The sequence below is a fragment of the Phaeobacter gallaeciensis DSM 26640 genome, assembly GCF_000511385.1.
In the GTDB taxonomy this organism is placed as follows: Bacteria; Pseudomonadota; Alphaproteobacteria; order Rhodobacterales; family Rhodobacteraceae; genus Phaeobacter; species Phaeobacter gallaeciensis.
In genome coordinates this window covers 134804-151603 of record NC_023138.1, presented here as the reverse complement: position 1 = coordinate 151603, position 16800 = coordinate 134804, and the positions used below count along the sequence as shown (strand labels likewise).

Here is a 16800-nt window from a genome sequence, read left to right as displayed (position 1 = left end):
TCATGAACATGCATGCTCCCCGCCCGATCCCGCATTACCGTGAAATTGCTCAGGAATGCTCGTTGTTCGAAACCGCCCATGCCCAAGGCCTGCCCCTTCTGTTGAAGGGGCCGACCGGCTGCGGCAAGACACGGTTTGTCGAACATATGGCAGCCAGGCTGGATCGGCCGCTTTATACCGTGGCCTGCCATGATGATCTCTCCGCCGCTGACCTGATTGGCCGGTATTTGTTGAAAGGAGGCGATACCCACTGGGTCGATGGCCCACTGACCCGCGCTGTACGCGAGGGGGGGATCTGCTATCTGGATGAGGTTGTTGAGGCTCGCAAGGACGTCACCGTGGTGCTTCATCCTCTGACCGACAATCGACGCACGCTGATGATTGACCGTACCGGCGAGGAACTGATGGCGCCGCCCGGCTTCATGTTGGTTGCCTCTTACAATCCTGGCTATCAGAACGTGCTGAAGCGGCTCAAACCTTCGACACGGCAACGGTTTCTATCAGCCAGTTTCGATTTTCCCGATCCGCAGTCGGAATGCGCCATCGTCGCTCAGGAAAGCGGGCTGGATGTGTCGAAGGTGCAACCGCTGGTGCGGTTGGCCGGTCATATCCGCGCCCTGTCGGGCATGGATCTGGAAGAGGGCGTGTCGACCCGGCTGCTGATCTATACCGCTAGTCTGATCCACCGCGGCATGCCAATTGAGCCAGCGCTGGAGGCCGGGATCATCGAACCTCTCACCGATGAAGAGGACATCAAACAAGCGCTGCGCGATCTGATCGCGACGATCTACGGGTAGCGTTATGAAATTGCTCGACCTGATGGAGCCGGAGGAAACTGTTGGCAACCTCTGGCACGATATGGCCAGCAATCTCGCCGGTGAGGTCGCAGAGGATGGCGCGACGCTATCTGCTGCGGCCTGCCGGTTGCAGGATCTGAGGCCCAGCCTTGCAGTGCTGTTTCGCGCCTTGGGCGGGGCCGCGTCGGTCGATCTGGTGGAGGCACCTGCAACGGTGGCACAGCACCGGCGATCCCTGACGCACCGGGTTGCGGCTGATCGGATGCGCGAGTTCATTCCGCGTTACGACAGTAGGCGATTGGCCCTGCCCCCGGTGATGGCCTGCTTTCCCCGCTATGAGCTGAACCGGGCCGCCTATTTCTGGCTGGTCGCGCAAGCTGCGGTCGCCGATCCTGAAGAGTTGCAACTGCAGCCGACCAAATCAGCTCGCGCTGCCGATCTGGCCCGGATCCGGGCCACCCTCGCCGCCAGCCACCGTGCCGCCCGGCATTGCCCCGGCTTGCGGCAAAACTACCGCCAAATGGCAAGCCTGTGCCTGGAACAGCGCAAGGCGCAGCCAGCCCACGCCGCTGATCGTATGGTCGCAGAACAGGTTCTCGCGGCTTTGTCTCAGGATCCTTGGGAAGTCACGACCGACCAACCGCCGAGCACAGATTTGCCAACAGAGGCGGGGCGCTATCTGCCGTTTGCACCGGTACCATTCTGGCTCCGTTTTGAGGCCCCTGGCCACGCCGCCATGGCCGCAGAAGAACCCGCCGAGCAGGCGACCGCGCTGCCTACGGCGGCAAGCAGCAGTCGTAAGCTGGGCGCGCGCATCGATCAGGATCAGGCGCGCCGCAAGGACAGTTTTATCCTGCATCGGTTTGAATCCATCCTGTCTTGGGTGGAGTCGATGAATATCAACCGCAGTGTTGATGATGATGACACTGACAATGCTCAAAAAGCCGCAGAGGATCAGGATCTTATCCCGCTGACCAAACATGATCGTCGGTTGGCGTCCCGGTTGCGGCTGCATCTGGATCTATCGCCCGCAGATGCCGAACACGAACGGCTGAGCGCGGAATACACCTACCCCGAGTGGAACCACCTCAGCCAAAGTGAGATGACGGATCACTGCCGCGTGCTTGAGGCGGATGCACAACCTGATACGCAGCATCCTTTTCGACCCGATCCCCGCCAGATCCGGATGGTGCGTCGCCAGTTCGAAGCGTTACGTCCGCGTCGTGTCCTGTTGCCACGCCAAGTCGACGGCGCCGAGCTGGATCTGGATGCGGTTATCTCCAACCAAGCCGATCTGGCGGCGACTGGGCGTGGTAGTGATCGCCTTTGGCAGAGCGCACGGCAACAGCAACGCGACCTCTCGGTTGCCTTTCTGATCGACACCTCACGGTCCACTGAGGCCGCGATTGCTGACAGCAGCGTGATCGACATTGCCCGCAACGCTATGGCGGCGCTGGCTCTCGGGATTGACGTTGCAGGCGACAGATTGGCGATCTGGGGGTTCTCATCCCTGCGCCGCGACCGGGTGTTCCTAACCCGCTGCAAGGGGTTTGACATGCCGATGTCCGATGCTGTCACCGCCAATATCGGCGCGCTGCAACCGGGCCACTACACCCGTCTCGGGGCTGCGATCCGCCACGTCAGCGCCCAGCTGGCGGCAGAGCCATCCAGCCGTAAGCTGCTGATTGTCCTAACAGATGGCAAGCCCAATGATCTCGACCACTACGAAGGCCAGCACGGTATTGAGGACAGCCGCATGGCCGTGCGTAGCGCCCGCCGCGCGGGCCAAAGCCTGCATGGCATCATCATCGACGAAGACGGTCAGGACTGGTTCGCCCGGATTTTCGGCCGCGGCGGGTTTTCGCTCCTGCCGAACCCTGCCCGACTGTCACGGGCCCTGCCCGACATCTACCGTAGTCTGACACAGGAGAGCTGACATGCGTTACATCTTATCAGGAATAGTCTGCGCCGCGATCACCGCCCTGCCCGCGCTGGCTACGGGTTTTGACCGCCCCGCCCCGCAGTCACAGTCCGCGACCGCTGAGTTCTGGTTTGCGCTGGCCTGTATTGCATTGGTATTGGCCCTTGCGGCGGTCCATGCTTTGGTGGGGCGTCGATGACATCGCAGTCGGGCTGGTCACGCAGGCGTATCGCAATCGCACTTTTTCCTCTTGGTGCAGGCGCGATGGCCGTCAACGTCTTCTTTGCCTCCCTGATCACCAGCTGGCTTGGGCTGCCGGTGTTGGGAACTGCTGCATCCATCGCGATCGGCGCGCTGATTGCGGTGCCCGCTACCTACGCCTTCGCCGGACATATCCGGCGCCTGATGGACACCTGAGGGTTTTCAAGAACGGATCTGACCTATGACAGTGACAACAGATACAGGTCGCGAGGATGCCAACGCGCCAACCTGGGCACCCGCCATTCTCTCCTACGGCTTCCGCCCGTTTTTCTTTCTCGCGGCGCTTTGGGCTGGGTTGGCAATGATCGCCTGGATCGGATTGCTAAGCGGGGCGCTGACGCTCCCGATCATGCTGGATCCGGTCTCCTGGCATGCCAAGGCATTCCTGTTTGGATACCTCAGTGCGGTTCTGGCAGGCTTCCTACTCACGGCGGTTCCAAATTGGACCGGGCGGGCGCCGCTCAAAGGCTGGCCGTTGCTGGGTTTGGTGCTGCTCTGGCTCGCAGGGCGCGTCACCACCCTATTTGCCGCAGATCTGCCTGCTGTCGTTGTTGCCTTTGTCGATCTGAGTTTTCCACTGATCCTGGGATCCGTGATCCTGCGCGAGATCATCGCGGGGCGCAACTGGCGCAACCTTGTTGTTCTACTGTTGCTGGGGTTGCACACATTGGCGCTGCTATTGGTGCATCTTGAAACAGCAGGAGGCGGATACCCGGCGCATGGCCTTGGTATGCGTTTGGGATTGGCAACGGTGATTGGCATGATCTGCCTCATCGGTGGTCGCATCATCCCCAGTTTCACGGGCAATTGGCTCACTAAGACGGGTGTTGATGCCCGTCCCGCCAGCCCGATGCAGCGGTTAGACAAAGCTGTCTTGGCTATCAGCCTGCCCGCCCTTGGTATCTGGGTGGCGATGCCTGATCATCTCGCAGCGGCTGTCGCATTGACGATCTTTGCAATAGGGCATCTGCTGCGCATGGGGCGCTGGCAGGGACACCGCACGGCGGCAGAACCATTGCTCGCAGTACTGCATCTGGCCTATGCTATGATCCCTATCGGAGCCGTGCTCATGGTTGCGGCGCAAATACCGCACGTGCCACTGGACGCAGCCGCAGCACAGCACGTTTGGATGGCAGGTGCCATTGGCATGATGACCCTTGCGGTGATGATACGTGCCACGCTGGGCCATACCGGGCGATCGCTGGTGGCTGGCCCAGGCGCAAAACTGATCTTGCTGGCGCTTCTGGTGGCAAGCGTCGCCCGAGTTGTCGCCGGGATCGGTGCAGGCAGCCCTGATTGGCTCTATCACCTCTCGGCTACGGCCTGGTGCGCGGCATTTTTTGGATACGCAGTGGTATACGGTGTTGCTCTTTTCTCAGCCGGACGAGCCGCAGCGCAGGTCTAGCGCATTGTCAGACCCCCGGCGCGCCATCGCACGACACATGACCTCCTTGGTCTGCAAAGCCCTGTTTTCACCTCAGAACCACTCGCAATTCGACCGCAGTCACACTAGGACACTCTCTATGCGATTCGCGGTTCATATCTTTCCACGACTGGCCATGGTTCTGGCGCTCGTGTTGGCCCTGGCCAGCACTGGTTTTGCGCATACAATTGAGCGTGCCGAAGACTCCCCGGACTACGCTGCCTTTATCGCGGCAGGCGGTGCACTCAGTGATCTATGTGGCGACAGTCAGGATCCGGGGCACGGCACTCTCGCACAATGTGAAGCCTGTCGGCTGGTTGCAGCCGCGCTGATACCCGGCCATCCGGCAACACCCGGCGTCGCATGGGTGCAACGACCAACGGCCTCCGCGCCATTGGCAACGCGACCGGACAGCTCGCTTTGGCGTGATCCGGCCCATGGCAGCCGCGCTCCTCCCGCGCATTTGACAACTCTTCTCTGACGTCAATTGCAACTCAGGTGCTGTGCTAACAACAGCATCCAAAGGCTTGGAGCCAACCCATGAATATGCCCAATTCTACCGCGCAGCCGCAGGGCAGCGCGCAAAAGCTCTATTTTGCCGCCTGGCGGTGGCACTTCTACACTGGACTGTTTGTCATTCCGTTTCTCGCTGTGCTTGCGGTTACCGGCCTCGCCATGCTTTGGATCGCTTGGATCGATGGCCGCGATGGTGAGCGTACGCCGGTGGTTGCGCAAGAACAGGTTCAGCCGCTCTCGGTGCAGGCCGAAGCCGCGCAAGCACGCCTGCCAAACGGCGAGCTAAGACAATATGTGGCCCCCCGCGCCGCCGATCGCGCAGCGCTTTTCCGTGTCGATCACGAGGGTGATGCCATCATGATCGCGGTTGATCCCTATACTGCGGAGGTCATCGAGACCTTCCCGCGCCGCAGCGGATGGTATGATTTTGCGGATAATCTGCACAGTGATCTGATGCTTGGCGTCAGTGGTGACCGCATTCTGGAAACCGCGGCCTCATTGGCGTTGGTGCTGATTGCAACCGGCCTTTACATGTGGTGGCCCCGGACGATTGGGTGGCGTCGCGCCTTGCTGCCCAGCCTGGGACGTGGTCGCAGCCTGTGGAAATCACTGCATGGTGTGGTTGGCATCTGGATCTCACTGTTTCTTGTGCTGTTTCTCATTTCCGGCCTCGCCTGGGCCGGCATTTGGGGCGGTAAGATGGTGCAGGCCTGGAGCCAGTTCCCGGCCGAAAAATGGGACAATGTCCCGCTGTCCGACGATATTCATGCCAGTATGGATCACGCCCGTCGCGAAGTTCCATGGGCGCTGGAACAAACGCCGATGCCCGCCTCGGGCAGCGATGTGGGACTGGTTGGTGTGACTACTGCTGTCGTCGACCTCGACAGCATTGATGCCCTCGCCCGCCGCATCGGGTTTGAGGGGCGATATCAGCTGAGCATTCCGCGCGGCGACACCGGTGTCTGGACCCTCAGCCGGGATTCAATGAGCACAGACAGCACCAACCCCACCTCCGACCGGACCGTTCATATCGACCGCTACACAGGCAAGATACTGGCCGATGTCCGGTTTGCCGATTACTCCTGGGCGGGCAAGGCCATGGCGGTTGGCATCGCCCTTCATATGGGGACGTTGGGACTATGGAGCGTTCTCGCCAACACGCTGGTTTGCCTGTCAGTGCTATTCCTATGTGCCAGCGCAATCGTGCTCTGGTGGAAACGCCGCCCGACCAAGGCTGGCCGTCTTTCGGCACCGCCGATGCCAAAGGAGCTGCCCCTCTGGCAGGGCGCGGTCCTGGTTGGCCTCGCCGTGTCCATGGCGTTTCCGATGGCAGGGCTGGCACTTCTGACGCTACTTCTCGTCGACTGGATGTTCCTGTCCCGCCTCCCGGCCCTGCGCCACAGGCTGACGTAGTATTTCTTCCGATGCGCGCCACTATGTAAGTGGCGCGCATTTTTCGACTAGGAATACCGAGCAAATTAGGGCGTTACATCGGCTTCCCACACATTGCTTTCAAGGCTGGTAGGTGACGGGGGCTGCAAGGGGCATGGCTGCGCAATACTGCGCCGAGCAAGGGATCAGCCGTACATTCCTTGATCCATACACGAGAGGCCGTGCGGTGTGCTTTCAGGTAAATAGCGTTCACGGCTCGGCAGTTAATTTTCCAGTAACCAATGAGAAGGGGCATTACGGTCACTTCCTATCATGATCAGTAGTCAGATCGGCCGCCGACCCGACGCTTACCACAGAACCTTGGGAAATAAGGATCCAGTCGCGCCAGCTTCGCATCGGTCATCCAAAATCAATGGCTCCCGGCCCCAGAACAGGAATGTAGTCTCATTCAGATCCGCCAACGATACATTGTGGAGGGTTAGCGTGCTGCCCTCATCAAAAGTGAAGATGAAATCGATGCCTGATTGCATGCCAAAGGCAAGCGCTAGCTTATGATTAGTGAAGCCGAAGTCCCTGTCATCGCCGATACCGAGGGAAATACTGTCGTCACCGCGGATACGATCGTCGCCTCATTCCTTGGTATGCGGTCATTACCGCCGCCGTTGACGGTATCATTGTAGTTAGTGTTACTGAAAGCGTAGTTTTCATCACCTGCCGAAACGTCCATCGGTGTTTCAACCGGAGCTGGCGTTCCGCCTGAAGACCCACCACCTGAAGACGCGGGATCTACATCTATCGTAATCACGGCGAGATCAGATGATCCGTCATCATCGCCAATGATCATGGCACCAACCTTCCGATTTCCATCTGCTGGTGCGCCGAAGCTGCCTAAGTCCAGAAAGCGAGCTTTGCAAAGCCTAATAGCTTTATTTTCGACAGTACGACTTGCGCTTGCAACAGAACACCCTCTTTTCCGAGTTTTTTACTTGGTTTTGTATATGAAACAATCTAAGGAGGCCCCATAGTCTATAGGAGAGCCTGCTATGAACACTCGTTTCATCAGCGGCTTTGCCCTGACGCTTGCAGCAACCGTGACGTTTCTCACGCCAGCAACATCCGCAAAGGCCGAAGCCGTAACCCTAACCGACATCGCTGGTCGTCAAGTGACGCTTGAGGAGTATCCCGAAAAAATCATCCTTGGCGAAGGTCGGATGATGTATGCGATTGCAGCGATTACCGACGGTAACCCATTCGAGCATATTGTCGGTTGGAAAGACGACCTGGTTCAATATGATCCGGATGCGTTTCGCAAATTTGAAGCTGTATTCCCGCAAGACACGCAGCGGATGATAAATTTCGGAAACCCTTATGCCGGCGATTTCAGCATTGAGGCGGTACTCGAAGCAGATGCAGATCTTGTTCTTCTCGACAGCGGCAACCTCTTCAAAGCAGAAGAGACCGGATTGATTGATAAGCTCGACAAGGCCGGAGTGCCAGTTGTTTTCATCGATTTCCGCCGCAACGCAACCGAGAATACAGTGCCCTCACTCTTGATCCTCGGGCGCATCCTGGGCGAGGAAAAAGGCGCGGCAAAGTTTATCGACTTCTACATCTCTGAGATGAAAAAAGTCAGTAATGTCGTGGACCAAATACCAGCCGAGGAACGTCCGCTTGTGGTCCTTGAAAACGCAGCTGGCTGGCAACCAGACTTCTGCTGTTGGTCCTTTGGGCCTTACAACTATGGCCGTTTCGTGGAACTGGCCGGAGGTATGAACTACGCCTCGACACTGGAAAATGCCTATTCGGTAAGCCTGTCTATGGAAGGTGTCATTGATGCCGACCCCGATCATGTGATTGGAACCGGTGCCAACTGGGCTGAAGCCAAACCGGAAGTCACTTCCACCTTGCTTGGCTATGAAGGTGATCCGGCAGTGAATGCCGAGAAGATCGCGGCGCTTGCGGCACGTCCAGGTTTTGCAGAATTGCGTGCGGTAAAGAATGGCAACTACCATTCAATCTATCACCAATTTTACAATTCGCCATATCACTTCGTGGCAATCCAACAGATCGCCAAGTGGCTCTATCCCGAAGATTTCGAAGATCTTGATCCGCAAGATACGCTTGACAGGCTGCACGCAGAATTCATGCCTTACGAAGCATCCGGCCAGTTCTGGCTGAGCGCTGATAAATAAGAGAAGAAGGACCCGTCGCGCGCTGCGCGGCGGGTCAATCAAACATGTCAGACATTTCCAATGCTCCCAGCGTTGACACCATTGTCAGCGGATATCGAAAGCGCGCAGTGCTGCGCGTCGCGCTCGTCGCGGCCGCTGCCCTCGTCTTGTTTACAACAGTAGTGATCGATGTGATTACTGGTCCAGCCGATCTGAGTTTCTGGCGCGTGGCCCATGTGATTTTCGATCCATCAGTGGCGACGGCGAAAGAAGAGGTCATCATTTGGGACTTGCGACTTCCTATCGCAATGATGGCCATCGTGGTTGGGGCCATGCTTGGCGTTTCAGGTGCTGAGCTTCAGACAATCCTCAACAACCCATTGGCAGAACCATTCACCTTGGGCCTTTCTATGGCGGCCAGTTTCGGTGCTGCTGTGGCCATTGTTCTAGGATGGTCTGTTGTTCCAGGCGTTGGCGCACTATTTGTGACAGTGAATGCGTTTGTTTTTGCAATGGCCGCATCGCTTTTGTTGTTCCTTGCTACGCGCCTACGTGGTGCCGACCCCGAGACAATGATCCTTATGGGCATCGCAATGATGTTCACGTTCAACGCTTTGTTGGCCTTTCTCCAATACGGTGCGTCCGAGCTGCAACTTGCACAGCTTATTTTCTGGCAACTAGGTTCGCTTGCTCGAGCCACCTGGCCCAAAGTTGCGGTCTGTGCCGTTATTTTGGCAATCGTTCTTCCCTATTTCCTGAGCAGGTCCTGGGCTTTGACGGCATTGCGGATGGGGGAAGACAAGGCTGCAGCCCTCGGGGTTAACGTCAGCGCGCTTCGTCTGATGGTTCTTGCCGGCGTGTCACTCCTGTCAGCGGTTGCAGTGTCGTTTGTCGGGGCAATTGCTTTTGTAGGCCTCGTCGCACCACATATCGCCCGGATGATCGTTGGCGAAGACCAGCGTGGATTCCTTCCGCTTTCGGCACTTGCCGGAGCGTTGATCCTCTCCGGTACGTCGATTGCGTCCAAGGCTATCACCCCCGGCATTGTTTATCCGATCGGTATGATCACCTCACTAATCGGGATTCCTTTCTTTGTCGGCCTGATCCTCAACCAACGCAAAAGGCATTGGCAATGATGCTGGAAGCCAAAAATCTGAATTTCACCTATGGCACCCGCCCAATCCTGCGCGACGCCGGTTTTGCGCCGCTGAAACCAGGCCAGATGACCGCTTTGATCGGGCCGAACGCGTCAGGAAAATCCACCCTATTTCGCGTTATCGCAGGACTTTTGAAAGCCGGAGGTGAGGTGAGCCTCGGAGATACAGATCTGGCCACCCTGTCGCCCAAGGGGCGGCTTGCGCGTATTTGCTTCATGCCACAGTTCTTTGCTGCAAACGCTGCACTGACCGTTTTCGACGTCGTAATGATGGCGCGTAAGAACCTGAGCGGATGGCGGGTCACATCGCAGGATATGGAGGCAGTTGGGCAAGCATTGCACGACGCCCAGATAGGTCATCTTGCAGAAGCTTACATCAGTGAGTTGTCCGGTGGACAGGCGCAAATGGTCTCGGTTGCTCAGGCGTTGATCCGAAAATCGGATGTCTATCTCTTTGACGAGCCGACTTCGGCGCTCGATCTTAACCATCAGCTCCGCGTATTAGGGCAAATTCGCGAAGCTATCGCCGAACGCAATGCCATCGGGATCGTTGCGCTGCATGATTTGAACCTCGCCTCTAGGTTTGCAGATCATTTGATCCTGTTGCGTCAGGGACAGGTTCTGGCAGAGGGGCCGCCGGCCGACATCTTGCACCGCTCGGAAATCGGCGAAACTTACGGCGTCGATATTCGTATCACCACTGGTCCGAAGGAGGATCTTGTTGTCCATGCCTACTCCCACGTTTGACCGAAGGACATTCACTCTATCGTTGGGTGCTTTGGCTACTGCAACCCCGGTCTTGGCAGCGACCTGCGCAGACACCAGCAGTGCGGCTGATCATTCCGTGATGATGCTGAACGCAGATTGCACCGATGCCAATGTCGTCAACGTGTTCGAGCCTGCCATTCTGCACGTGAACCCTGGCGACAGTATCCAGTTTCTGGCCACAGACCCGAGCCACAACTCCGCTTCAAAACGCGGCATGATCCCCGAAGGCGCCGAGCCCTGGAATGGCGCAGTGGACGAGCCGTTGGTGGTGACACCGACAGTTCCCGGCATCTACGGCTACATCTGCCTACCTCACTACGATTGGGGCATGGTGGGACTGATTGTGGTAGGGAACGATTTGTCAAATCTTGCACAGGTCAAAAAGGTCCGTCATCCCGGCGATGCGCGGAAAAACTTCCGTGCGCTACTTAAGCAGCTTGAACGAGGGACGGGATAAATTGACGAAGCTTATCGATAGGTGGTCAAAACTCGGTCGAAGGCAACAACTCTTATATTCTAGAGGCCATGCCCTCTGAAGTCTAGCAGCCGCCTGCGTCAGATCCTTAACAGCAATCGGTGTTCTAATTCGGGTTTCTGAGGTGCCTCACCTTCGAAGGGGCTGTACCAAATGCACGACGGAAGGCCGTGGAAAAATTGGCGGCCGATCCATAGCCCGCTAACGCTGCTGCCTGTTCAACGCTCACTCGCGATTCCTCCAACGCTTCGCGCGCCAGACCCAGGCGCAACTGCCGCACATGGGCAAGCGGGGACCGGCCATGTGTAGCCTGGATCAAGCGGCGCAGGCCAGATTGGCTCAATCCTCCTTCTGCTGCCAACTGCTGCAGGGACGGTAACGGCCCGGGCTGGCAGGCAAACTCCTCAATCCGGCGCATCTGTGCTTGCTCGCGTGCGGTTAGATCTGCTGCCCCCGGCTGCTCAGAAAAATCTTCGAAACAACGGGCCACTAGTCCAAGCGACATTGCCTCGGCCTGCAGCCGAGCAACCGGGGTCGAAAAACCGGGTGTCAGAGCCAATTGCTCCAGCGTCCTGATTTCATCTATGTTTGCCACCCACTCGATACGATGGATCGAGCCGCCTTTGGGCTTTTCGGGTAGAGCCAAGCCGTTCTGATCCAGCCAATCATGTGACATCTGTATGCTGATTTTGCGGACATACTCATTTGGCCGCGAGCGGCGAGTGAACCGCTGACTCTCACCAATCGAAGTCAGAACCAGCTTGACCGGGTCCCCTTGTCTACGGCCGAGGTTCATCGGTTTCCCAGCGAGAGCGGCTTCGGTGCTGCCCTCAAGGAAGCAATGCAAAACAGCACCTGGTTTGCGCTGGCCATCGACCTCGAAACTCTGTCGCGCGGTGGCATTCAGGGTATGGAGGCCGAGTCCCTTCTGGAGCTGCAATGCCGTCACCAGCCCATCAAACACATGCGCCTTCGGACGGTCCGTCTTGCTGAACCAGTCCAGTTTCCGTTCAAATTCCATAACATTTGGAAGAGGACTGCGATGCTCGGCCATGTGTTCGTCCTGTCGGTGAAAACAAAAGTCCGGTGGCTGGGCGGTGACAAGTTTTGCGCGTTTTGCAAAGCTATTTGAACAGTGCGCAAAGGTCGCGGGCTGGCGATGCGGATCGCCGTAATTTACTTACCTCACTGAAATAGTCAACTTTTGGGGAAAGTACCATGTCGCGGATGCCACTGCGCTTTATCATGCTGGCAGGGACCACATTGTCCACGCCGTTTTTTGCCACGGGCGCTCTGGGTCAGGAGGAAGACATCCTGCTTCTGGACGAAATCCGTATCGAGGCTGCGGATGCGCAAGCACTGCTTGGCAATGACACCATCACTGAGGATGAGATCGAATCGCGTAACCCTTCCTCAACAAAGGATGTCTTTGCGGGTGAAAGCGCAGTGACGGCTGGCGGCGGCGCGGCGATTTCTCAGAAGGTCTTTGTGAACGGGATCGAGGAAAGCTTGCTCTCGGTCACCATCGACGGTGCCCGCCAGAACAAGTCGGCCTTTCACCACACGGGCAACGTGCTGCTGGACCCAGAGCTTCTGAAGTCCGTTGAAATCAGCAAAGGTCTTGCCCCCGCCGACGCCGGTCCCGGCGCATTAGCCGGCTCTATTGCTTATGAAACCAAGGACGCCAGCGACCTGTTAGAAGACGGAGACAACTTCGGCGGCCGTGCTCAGCTGGGAACCAGCAGCAACGGCACCGATCTGGAAAGCTCATTGACTTTGTTCGGGCGACAGGGTGGTTTCGAATACTTGCTGAGCGGCACCCGACGTTCGGGCGGCGACTACGAGGACGGCGATGGGAACCCGGTACTGGGCACCCAGGCCGACCTGACAGACTATGTGGGCAAACTCGCCTACGAGAGCCAATCCGGTCACCGTTTCGAATTCGCGGCCTCGCAGACCGAAGACAACGGGCTGCGCGCAGCCCAGGCGGGGCCAGGCGGCATCTTGTTTATCCGTCCCGACTTTGCCGGCATTACTTCCGGCCCCAGCGTGCTCGCAGAAGGCTTGTCGCGCCGTACCTCCTACACGCTGACCTACTCCAACACCCAGCCGCAGGGCATTTGGGATCCGGTCCTGCAACTGAGCCACAACGAGCAGGAAATTGATGCCATCGGAATCTATGGCACCAACAAGAGCTTCAGTGGCACCTTTAAGAACAAGTTCTCGATTGCGGGTGGCTCCGTGACCGCCGGCCTGGACTTTTTCAACGAAACCGCCGAAGGCCAGGGTCGCGGCCCAGGGCCGTTTGCAAGCTCCGGCAGGGAAGAGCTAGAGAGTGTCGGTTTGTTTGCTCAGGCCCGCCAGGACATCGGCGAGCGGGTGTCGGTTAGCTATGGCGCCCGCTATGACAAGCAGGAGTTCACCGGTGCCGAAGGGTCGAACTTCTCCGATGGCGGGTTCAGCGCCAATGGCTCGGTTGATGTGATCCTGTCAGACAACTGGACCTTAAACGCAGGTCTTGCCTCAAGTTGGGGCGGCTACGAGCTTGGCGAAGCGGCGCTGGTGAATTTCGGCACCGCATGGGATTATTCTGGCTTTACCACCTCCCGGGCCAACGCCGGCCGGATTGGAGTGCGGTTCGACAATGGCACCTGGAAGGCCAGCGCGGCCCTGTTCCGCACCGATGTCAATGATATCGCGGCAGTTCTGCCCACTAACGGCGCCCGCGGCGCAACGGCGGATCTGAAAAGTCAGGGCATCGATGCCTCGCTTGAATACGATTGGGCAGCTGGATTTGCTCGCATGAACTGGACCTATGCAGACGTCGAATTGAATGGGGCAGCCGTCGGATCCACCGCCTATTATTTGGGTCGGCCGATGGGACATGTCATTGCCCTTGAAGGCGGCTTCGCAATTGATGAACAGTGGAGTGTCGGAGGCACGGCTCAAATCGCACTTAAAAACAGCGATACAGCAACGGAACTGCCTGGCTACGAGGTCGTAAACGTCTATGCGGCTTATGCCCCGCGCAACCTCGGAAATCTCGAAATTCGCTTGGACGTGCGCAACCTCTTTGACGAGACCTACGCCAGCCGCAGCTCTGATGGCATCGATTCAAGCCGCGTGATTGCATTGAACGAGCCCGGGCGCACCATCGGACTGACCGCACGCCTGAAATTTTAGAAAACAGGTCTCACATGCATCAAAGGGGGGCAGTCGTGCCCCCTTTCTCAGTCCAGCCCATAAAGTAGCCAGGAAAAATGTTCACTCAAACCGGTCGATTTGAAACACGCTACGCCAGCAAGTATCTACAGCAACTGTGCAAACACTTCGCCCACAAGGTCGAAGTGACCTATGACACCATGTACGGCAACGTAGCTTTTCCATTCGGCAAGGCAGTCCTTCATGCCAAGGATGGAGCCTTGGTTGCCAAGATTTCTGGCACGGATGAAACGGCCCTCGCCAGAGCGCGTTCAGTCATCGACGTTCACTTGAGAACCTTTGCTTTTCGGGAAGAATTTCAGCAAATGGACTGGTGTACAGAAACCGGTTTGCCACCGCAGAGATAGCCGCGCCGTATGCGGACTAGACCTGAAATGGGAACGAAGATGCTTCAACTTTGCATTGACCGATAGTTTTAGGAAAGCCGCCTTTCACGAAGAGGCATGTTCGTTCCGGTCAAATTTCAGAATTTAACTCGGCTCAAGCCCGCTAGAGTGGGCACGATTTCTTTCGAGTGCTGCACTTACAGCGAATGACCGCAGCATCTGGGTTGGCTGCAGTGCGCCGGTTTTGGGGACAACCTCGACCAGACCCAACTGCATATGAATTCACGTGCTGCACTGCCTCTGAAGTCCGCTGAGAGCCAGTTAAGCCAACGCTGCAAACTGCATTGATGTCTGCTCAGGATTTCCATCGGTTGCTATCGGGTTCCGGCATTGATTGACGTGCTTGTTTTAAATCATCCCACAACCGCGACATGACCTGCCCCATCGGCATGTCCCGTCGCCTTATGGCGAAGATCTCGGTATGCCGTGGGGGGTATCCTTCGACCGTCAACTGCACAAGCTCTCCGTTCGCTAGTTCCTGCTGCATCAGATGCACTGGAATGCCACCCCATCCCAAACCCGCCTTGATCACCGATTTCTTGGCCTCGAAATCGGACACGGTCCAACGCTGCCCACCGCTGAGCAGATCGCGGCTCTGGTCGAAATCCTGGCCACCGGTGCCCGATACGATTACTTGCGTGTAGGTCTGCATCTCCCGGCGAGAGCGGATGCCGACACGCTGCGCGGCGGGAAAACTCGGGCTTGCAACAGGGCGAATGATAATTGTGTCCACAGGCAATGTTTCGACCTCTTCCAGGGGAACACCTGCAAGCCCGGAGATGATCAGATCCGCGTCGCCCTCCATCAATCGTGCCAAGGGTCCGCCCATCATTTCTGTCGCCACCCGAATATGGGTTGCGGGAAATCTCCGGCCGATGTCTCCAAGTACCGTTAGGATCGGATCGAGAGACATTGTCGCCGTCATGACAACCGAGATCATTGCCTCCTGTTCGCTGCGCAGACTCGCCGCGACCGATTTCAATCCATTGACCTGTTCCAGCACACGGGCTGTCTCGCGATAGAACACTTCGCCTTCTGTGGTCAGACTGGGGCGATACCCATCGCGGGAAAACAAATCAAAGCCCAACTCTGCTTCCAGTTTCCGGATTTGATGGCTGATGGCGGATTGAGCTTTGTTCAGCCTCTCTGCGGCTGCACGGAAAGTGCCCATAGCAACGATGGCGTCTAGGGCGATGAGTTGGTCCAGCGTCATCTGAGAGTTCACCTGATCTGATTTAGAGATCATACTCATGAAAACTCGATATTATCAATTGCTAGCTCCAAGAAGTACGACAGACAGACGATATAAAAAAGGAGCTTGTCATGAAACTCTACTACAAAGCCGGAGCCTGCTCACTTGCCAGCCATATCATGCTATACGAGGTGGGGGCCAAATTTGCGATCGAAGCGGTCGATACCGAAGCTGGATTGACCGAAACTGGGCGCGCCTACCGCGAGATCAATGCAAACGGATATGTGCCCACGCTGGAAACGGACGCCGGTGAAAACCTCGCCGAGGGGGTCGCGATCCTTCAGTATATTGCCGATAACAATCCGGAGCATACTTACGCACCTGCTGTTGGCAGTGTCGAACGCGCGCGCTTGCAGCAGTTCCTGAACTACGCTGCCGCGGAGTTGCACAAGGCTTGGGGGCCTCTTTTCGCCAGCGGCTCGACGGAGATAGAACAGGATGCGGCACGAGAGAACGTCACAGCTAAGTTCGATTATTTGGAGACGGTCTTGTCGGATGGGCGAGATTACCTGGTCGCCAACCAGTTTTCGATCGCAGATGCCTACACGTTTGTGTTGGTCAATTGGGCCAACTTCAAGGCAATTGACCTGTCGCGGTGGCCACAACTCGCGGCCTATTTCGCGCGCATTGCGGCGCGCCCAGCTACCATGTCAGCCTTTGCTGCTGAGGGGTTAGCGTGATGGCCGGGTCGGAAAATAGCGAGATCCGCGATCTGCTGGGGCGTTATTTTGAAGGGCTCTACCACTCGGACAGTAAGGTGCTGCGTTCGGTGTTTCACGCGGACCTGAGTTACGTGAACGGTACGGCCGGCACCTATGAACAGATGGGGCTGGAGGCATATATGGCGCGCATTGACGCGCGAACACCGCCCGCGTCCCGTGGTGACCCGCGCGAGGAGGTGATCGAACGGATTGCCCTCAAAGGGGAACGGATCGGCGTTGTCGAGGCGCGCATGACCATGATGGGCCGCAACTATCAAGACCTACTGACACTGATCAACACAGAGGGGGGATGGCGGGTGCTGACCAAAGTCTTTTCTTTTGTGGAGCGAAAGGATTGA

The 16800-nt window shown here is 57.4% G+C and carries 18 protein-coding genes; 15 read left to right on the top strand and 3 right to left on the bottom strand.

Annotated elements, in window-relative coordinates; genetic code table 11:
- Positions 1 to 2 precede the first annotated feature (2 nt).
- The 7 genes from GAL_RS18890 (at position 3) to GAL_RS18860 (ending at position 6331) form a co-directional block, all read left to right on the top strand.
- Positions 3 to 797, top strand: a complete 795-nt coding sequence (locus GAL_RS18890) for a CbbQ/NirQ/NorQ/GpvN family protein (protein ID WP_024099146.1) — start codon at positions 3 to 5, stop codon at positions 795 to 797.
- Between the two features lie 4 nt (positions 798 to 801).
- Positions 802 to 2733: a nitric oxide reductase activation protein NorD gene (locus GAL_RS18885; protein ID WP_024099145.1), complete on the top strand. Its 1932-nt coding sequence runs from the start codon at positions 802 to 804 to the stop codon at positions 2731 to 2733.
- A gap of 1 nt (position 2734) precedes the next feature.
- Entirely contained in the window at positions 2735 to 2917 is a 183-nt protein-coding gene (locus GAL_RS18880) for a hypothetical protein (protein WP_024099144.1), read from the top strand.
- Positions 2914 to 3135, top strand: coding sequence for a hypothetical protein (locus tag GAL_RS18875; RefSeq protein ID WP_024099143.1), 222 nt, complete (start codon positions 2914 to 2916; stop codon positions 3133 to 3135). The genes GAL_RS18880 and GAL_RS18875 overlap by 4 nt, the downstream gene beginning before the upstream one ends.
- A 25-nt stretch (positions 3136 to 3160) precedes the next feature.
- Entirely contained in the window at positions 3161 to 4384 is a 1224-nt protein-coding gene (locus GAL_RS18870; RefSeq protein ID WP_024099142.1) for an NnrS family protein, read from the top strand.
- A 118-nt stretch (positions 4385 to 4502) separates the two neighbouring features.
- Entirely contained in the window at positions 4503 to 4883 is a 381-nt protein-coding gene (locus GAL_RS18865; RefSeq protein WP_024099141.1) for a hypothetical protein, read from the top strand.
- A 59-nt stretch (positions 4884 to 4942) separates the two neighbouring features.
- Entirely contained in the window at positions 4943 to 6331 is a 1389-nt protein-coding gene (locus tag GAL_RS18860; protein ID WP_024099140.1) for a PepSY-associated TM helix domain-containing protein, read from the top strand.
- Between the two features lie 523 nt (positions 6332 to 6854).
- On the opposite strand, the gene GAL_RS22305 is transcribed toward GAL_RS18860, so the two are convergent.
- Positions 6855 to 7154: a hypothetical protein gene (locus GAL_RS22305; protein ID WP_024099138.1), complete on the bottom strand. Its 300-nt coding sequence runs from the start codon at positions 7152 to 7154 to the stop codon at positions 6855 to 6857.
- Positions 7155 to 7353: 199 nt separating this feature from the next.
- Here GAL_RS22305 and GAL_RS18850 point away from each other — a divergent pair, with 199 nt between their 5' ends.
- From GAL_RS18850 to GAL_RS18835, 4 genes are all read left to right on the top strand, one after another.
- Positions 7354 to 8502, top strand: a complete 1149-nt coding sequence (locus GAL_RS18850; protein WP_024099137.1) for an ABC transporter substrate-binding protein — start codon at positions 7354 to 7356, stop codon at positions 8500 to 8502.
- Positions 8503 to 8546: 44 nt separating this feature from the next.
- On the top strand, positions 8547 to 9617 hold the full coding sequence (locus GAL_RS18845; RefSeq protein WP_024099136.1) for a FecCD family ABC transporter permease: 1071 nt from the start codon (positions 8547 to 8549) through the stop codon (positions 9615 to 9617).
- Complete coding sequence (locus GAL_RS18840; protein ID WP_024099135.1) at positions 9614 to 10384, top strand: ABC transporter ATP-binding protein; 771 nt, start codon at positions 9614 to 9616, stop codon at positions 10382 to 10384. Before GAL_RS18845 ends, GAL_RS18840 begins: the two co-directional genes overlap by 4 nt.
- 100 nt (positions 10385 to 10484) lie before the next feature.
- On the top strand, positions 10485 to 10862 hold the full coding sequence (locus GAL_RS18835) for a pseudoazurin (protein WP_244462809.1): 378 nt from the start codon (positions 10485 to 10487) through the stop codon (positions 10860 to 10862).
- Positions 10863 to 10986: 124 nt separating this feature from the next.
- Here the strand turns inward: GAL_RS18835 and GAL_RS18830 are convergent, their stop codons facing one another.
- Positions 10987 to 11934, bottom strand: a complete 948-nt coding sequence (locus GAL_RS18830) for a helix-turn-helix domain-containing protein (protein WP_024099133.1) — start codon at positions 11932 to 11934, stop codon at positions 10987 to 10989.
- Between the two features lie 164 nt (positions 11935 to 12098).
- Between GAL_RS18830 and GAL_RS18825 the strand changes: the two genes are divergently transcribed.
- Positions 12099 to 14063 (top strand): TonB-dependent receptor domain-containing protein, encoded by a 1965-nt coding sequence (locus GAL_RS18825; protein WP_024099132.1) that lies wholly within the window; start codon positions 12099 to 12101, stop codon positions 14061 to 14063.
- Between the two features lie 77 nt (positions 14064 to 14140).
- Positions 14141 to 14449 carry a DUF2218 domain-containing protein gene (locus GAL_RS18820; RefSeq protein ID WP_024099131.1) on the top strand — a complete coding sequence of 103 codons (309 nt, stop codon included), beginning with the start codon at positions 14141 to 14143 and terminating at the stop codon, positions 14447 to 14449.
- Positions 14450 to 14783: 334 nt separating this feature from the next.
- Here GAL_RS18820 and GAL_RS18815 read toward each other — a convergent pair whose 3' ends face one another.
- Positions 14784 to 15740, bottom strand: coding sequence for a LysR family transcriptional regulator (locus GAL_RS18815; protein WP_024099130.1), 957 nt, complete (start codon positions 15738 to 15740; stop codon positions 14784 to 14786).
- A 71-nt stretch (positions 15741 to 15811) separates the two neighbouring features.
- Between GAL_RS18815 and gstA the strand changes: the two genes are divergently transcribed.
- Together gstA and GAL_RS18805 are read left to right on the top strand one after the other, a co-directional pair.
- Positions 15812 to 16420, top strand: a complete 609-nt coding sequence (gene gstA, locus GAL_RS18810) for a glutathione transferase GstA (protein ID WP_024099129.1) — start codon at positions 15812 to 15814, stop codon at positions 16418 to 16420.
- Positions 16420 to 16800, top strand: a complete 381-nt coding sequence (locus tag GAL_RS18805; RefSeq protein ID WP_024099128.1) for a nuclear transport factor 2 family protein — start codon at positions 16420 to 16422, stop codon at positions 16798 to 16800. The genes gstA and GAL_RS18805 overlap by 1 nt, the downstream gene beginning before the upstream one ends.

Coding starts and splice junctions, on each gene's coding strand:
- GAL_RS18870 (WP_024099142.1), top strand. CDS start 3,161: ATGACAGTGACAACAGATACAGGTCGCGAGGATGCCAACGCGCCAACC.
- GAL_RS18805 (WP_024099128.1), top strand. CDS start 16,420: ATGGCCGGGTCGGAAAATAGCGAGATCCGCGATCTGCTGGGGCGTTAT.
- GAL_RS18865 (WP_024099141.1), top strand. CDS start 4,503: ATGCGATTCGCGGTTCATATCTTTCCACGACTGGCCATGGTTCTGGCG.
- GAL_RS22305 (WP_024099138.1), bottom strand. CDS start 7,154: ATGATCATTGGCGATGATGACGGATCATCTGATCTCGCCGTGATTACG.
- GAL_RS18835 (WP_244462809.1), top strand. CDS start 10,485: ATGATGCTGAACGCAGATTGCACCGATGCCAATGTCGTCAACGTGTTC.
- GAL_RS18850 (WP_024099137.1), top strand. CDS start 7,354: ATGAACACTCGTTTCATCAGCGGCTTTGCCCTGACGCTTGCAGCAACC.
- GAL_RS18885 (WP_024099145.1), top strand. CDS start 802: ATGAAATTGCTCGACCTGATGGAGCCGGAGGAAACTGTTGGCAACCTC.
- GAL_RS18875 (WP_024099143.1), top strand. CDS start 2,914: ATGACATCGCAGTCGGGCTGGTCACGCAGGCGTATCGCAATCGCACTT.
- GAL_RS18890 (WP_024099146.1), top strand. CDS start 3: ATGAACATGCATGCTCCCCGCCCGATCCCGCATTACCGTGAAATTGCT.
- GAL_RS18860 (WP_024099140.1), top strand. CDS start 4,943: ATGAATATGCCCAATTCTACCGCGCAGCCGCAGGGCAGCGCGCAAAAG.
- GAL_RS18830 (WP_024099133.1), bottom strand. CDS start 11,934: ATGGCCGAGCATCGCAGTCCTCTTCCAAATGTTATGGAATTTGAACGG.
- GAL_RS18815 (WP_024099130.1), bottom strand. CDS start 15,740: ATGAGTATGATCTCTAAATCAGATCAGGTGAACTCTCAGATGACGCTG.
- GAL_RS18880 (WP_024099144.1), top strand. CDS start 2,735: ATGCGTTACATCTTATCAGGAATAGTCTGCGCCGCGATCACCGCCCTG.
- GAL_RS18825 (WP_024099132.1), top strand. CDS start 12,099: ATGTCGCGGATGCCACTGCGCTTTATCATGCTGGCAGGGACCACATTG.
- GAL_RS18840 (WP_024099135.1), top strand. CDS start 9,614: ATGATGCTGGAAGCCAAAAATCTGAATTTCACCTATGGCACCCGCCCA.
- gstA (WP_024099129.1), top strand. CDS start 15,812: ATGAAACTCTACTACAAAGCCGGAGCCTGCTCACTTGCCAGCCATATC.
- GAL_RS18820 (WP_024099131.1), top strand. CDS start 14,141: ATGTTCACTCAAACCGGTCGATTTGAAACACGCTACGCCAGCAAGTAT.
- GAL_RS18845 (WP_024099136.1), top strand. CDS start 8,547: ATGTCAGACATTTCCAATGCTCCCAGCGTTGACACCATTGTCAGCGGA.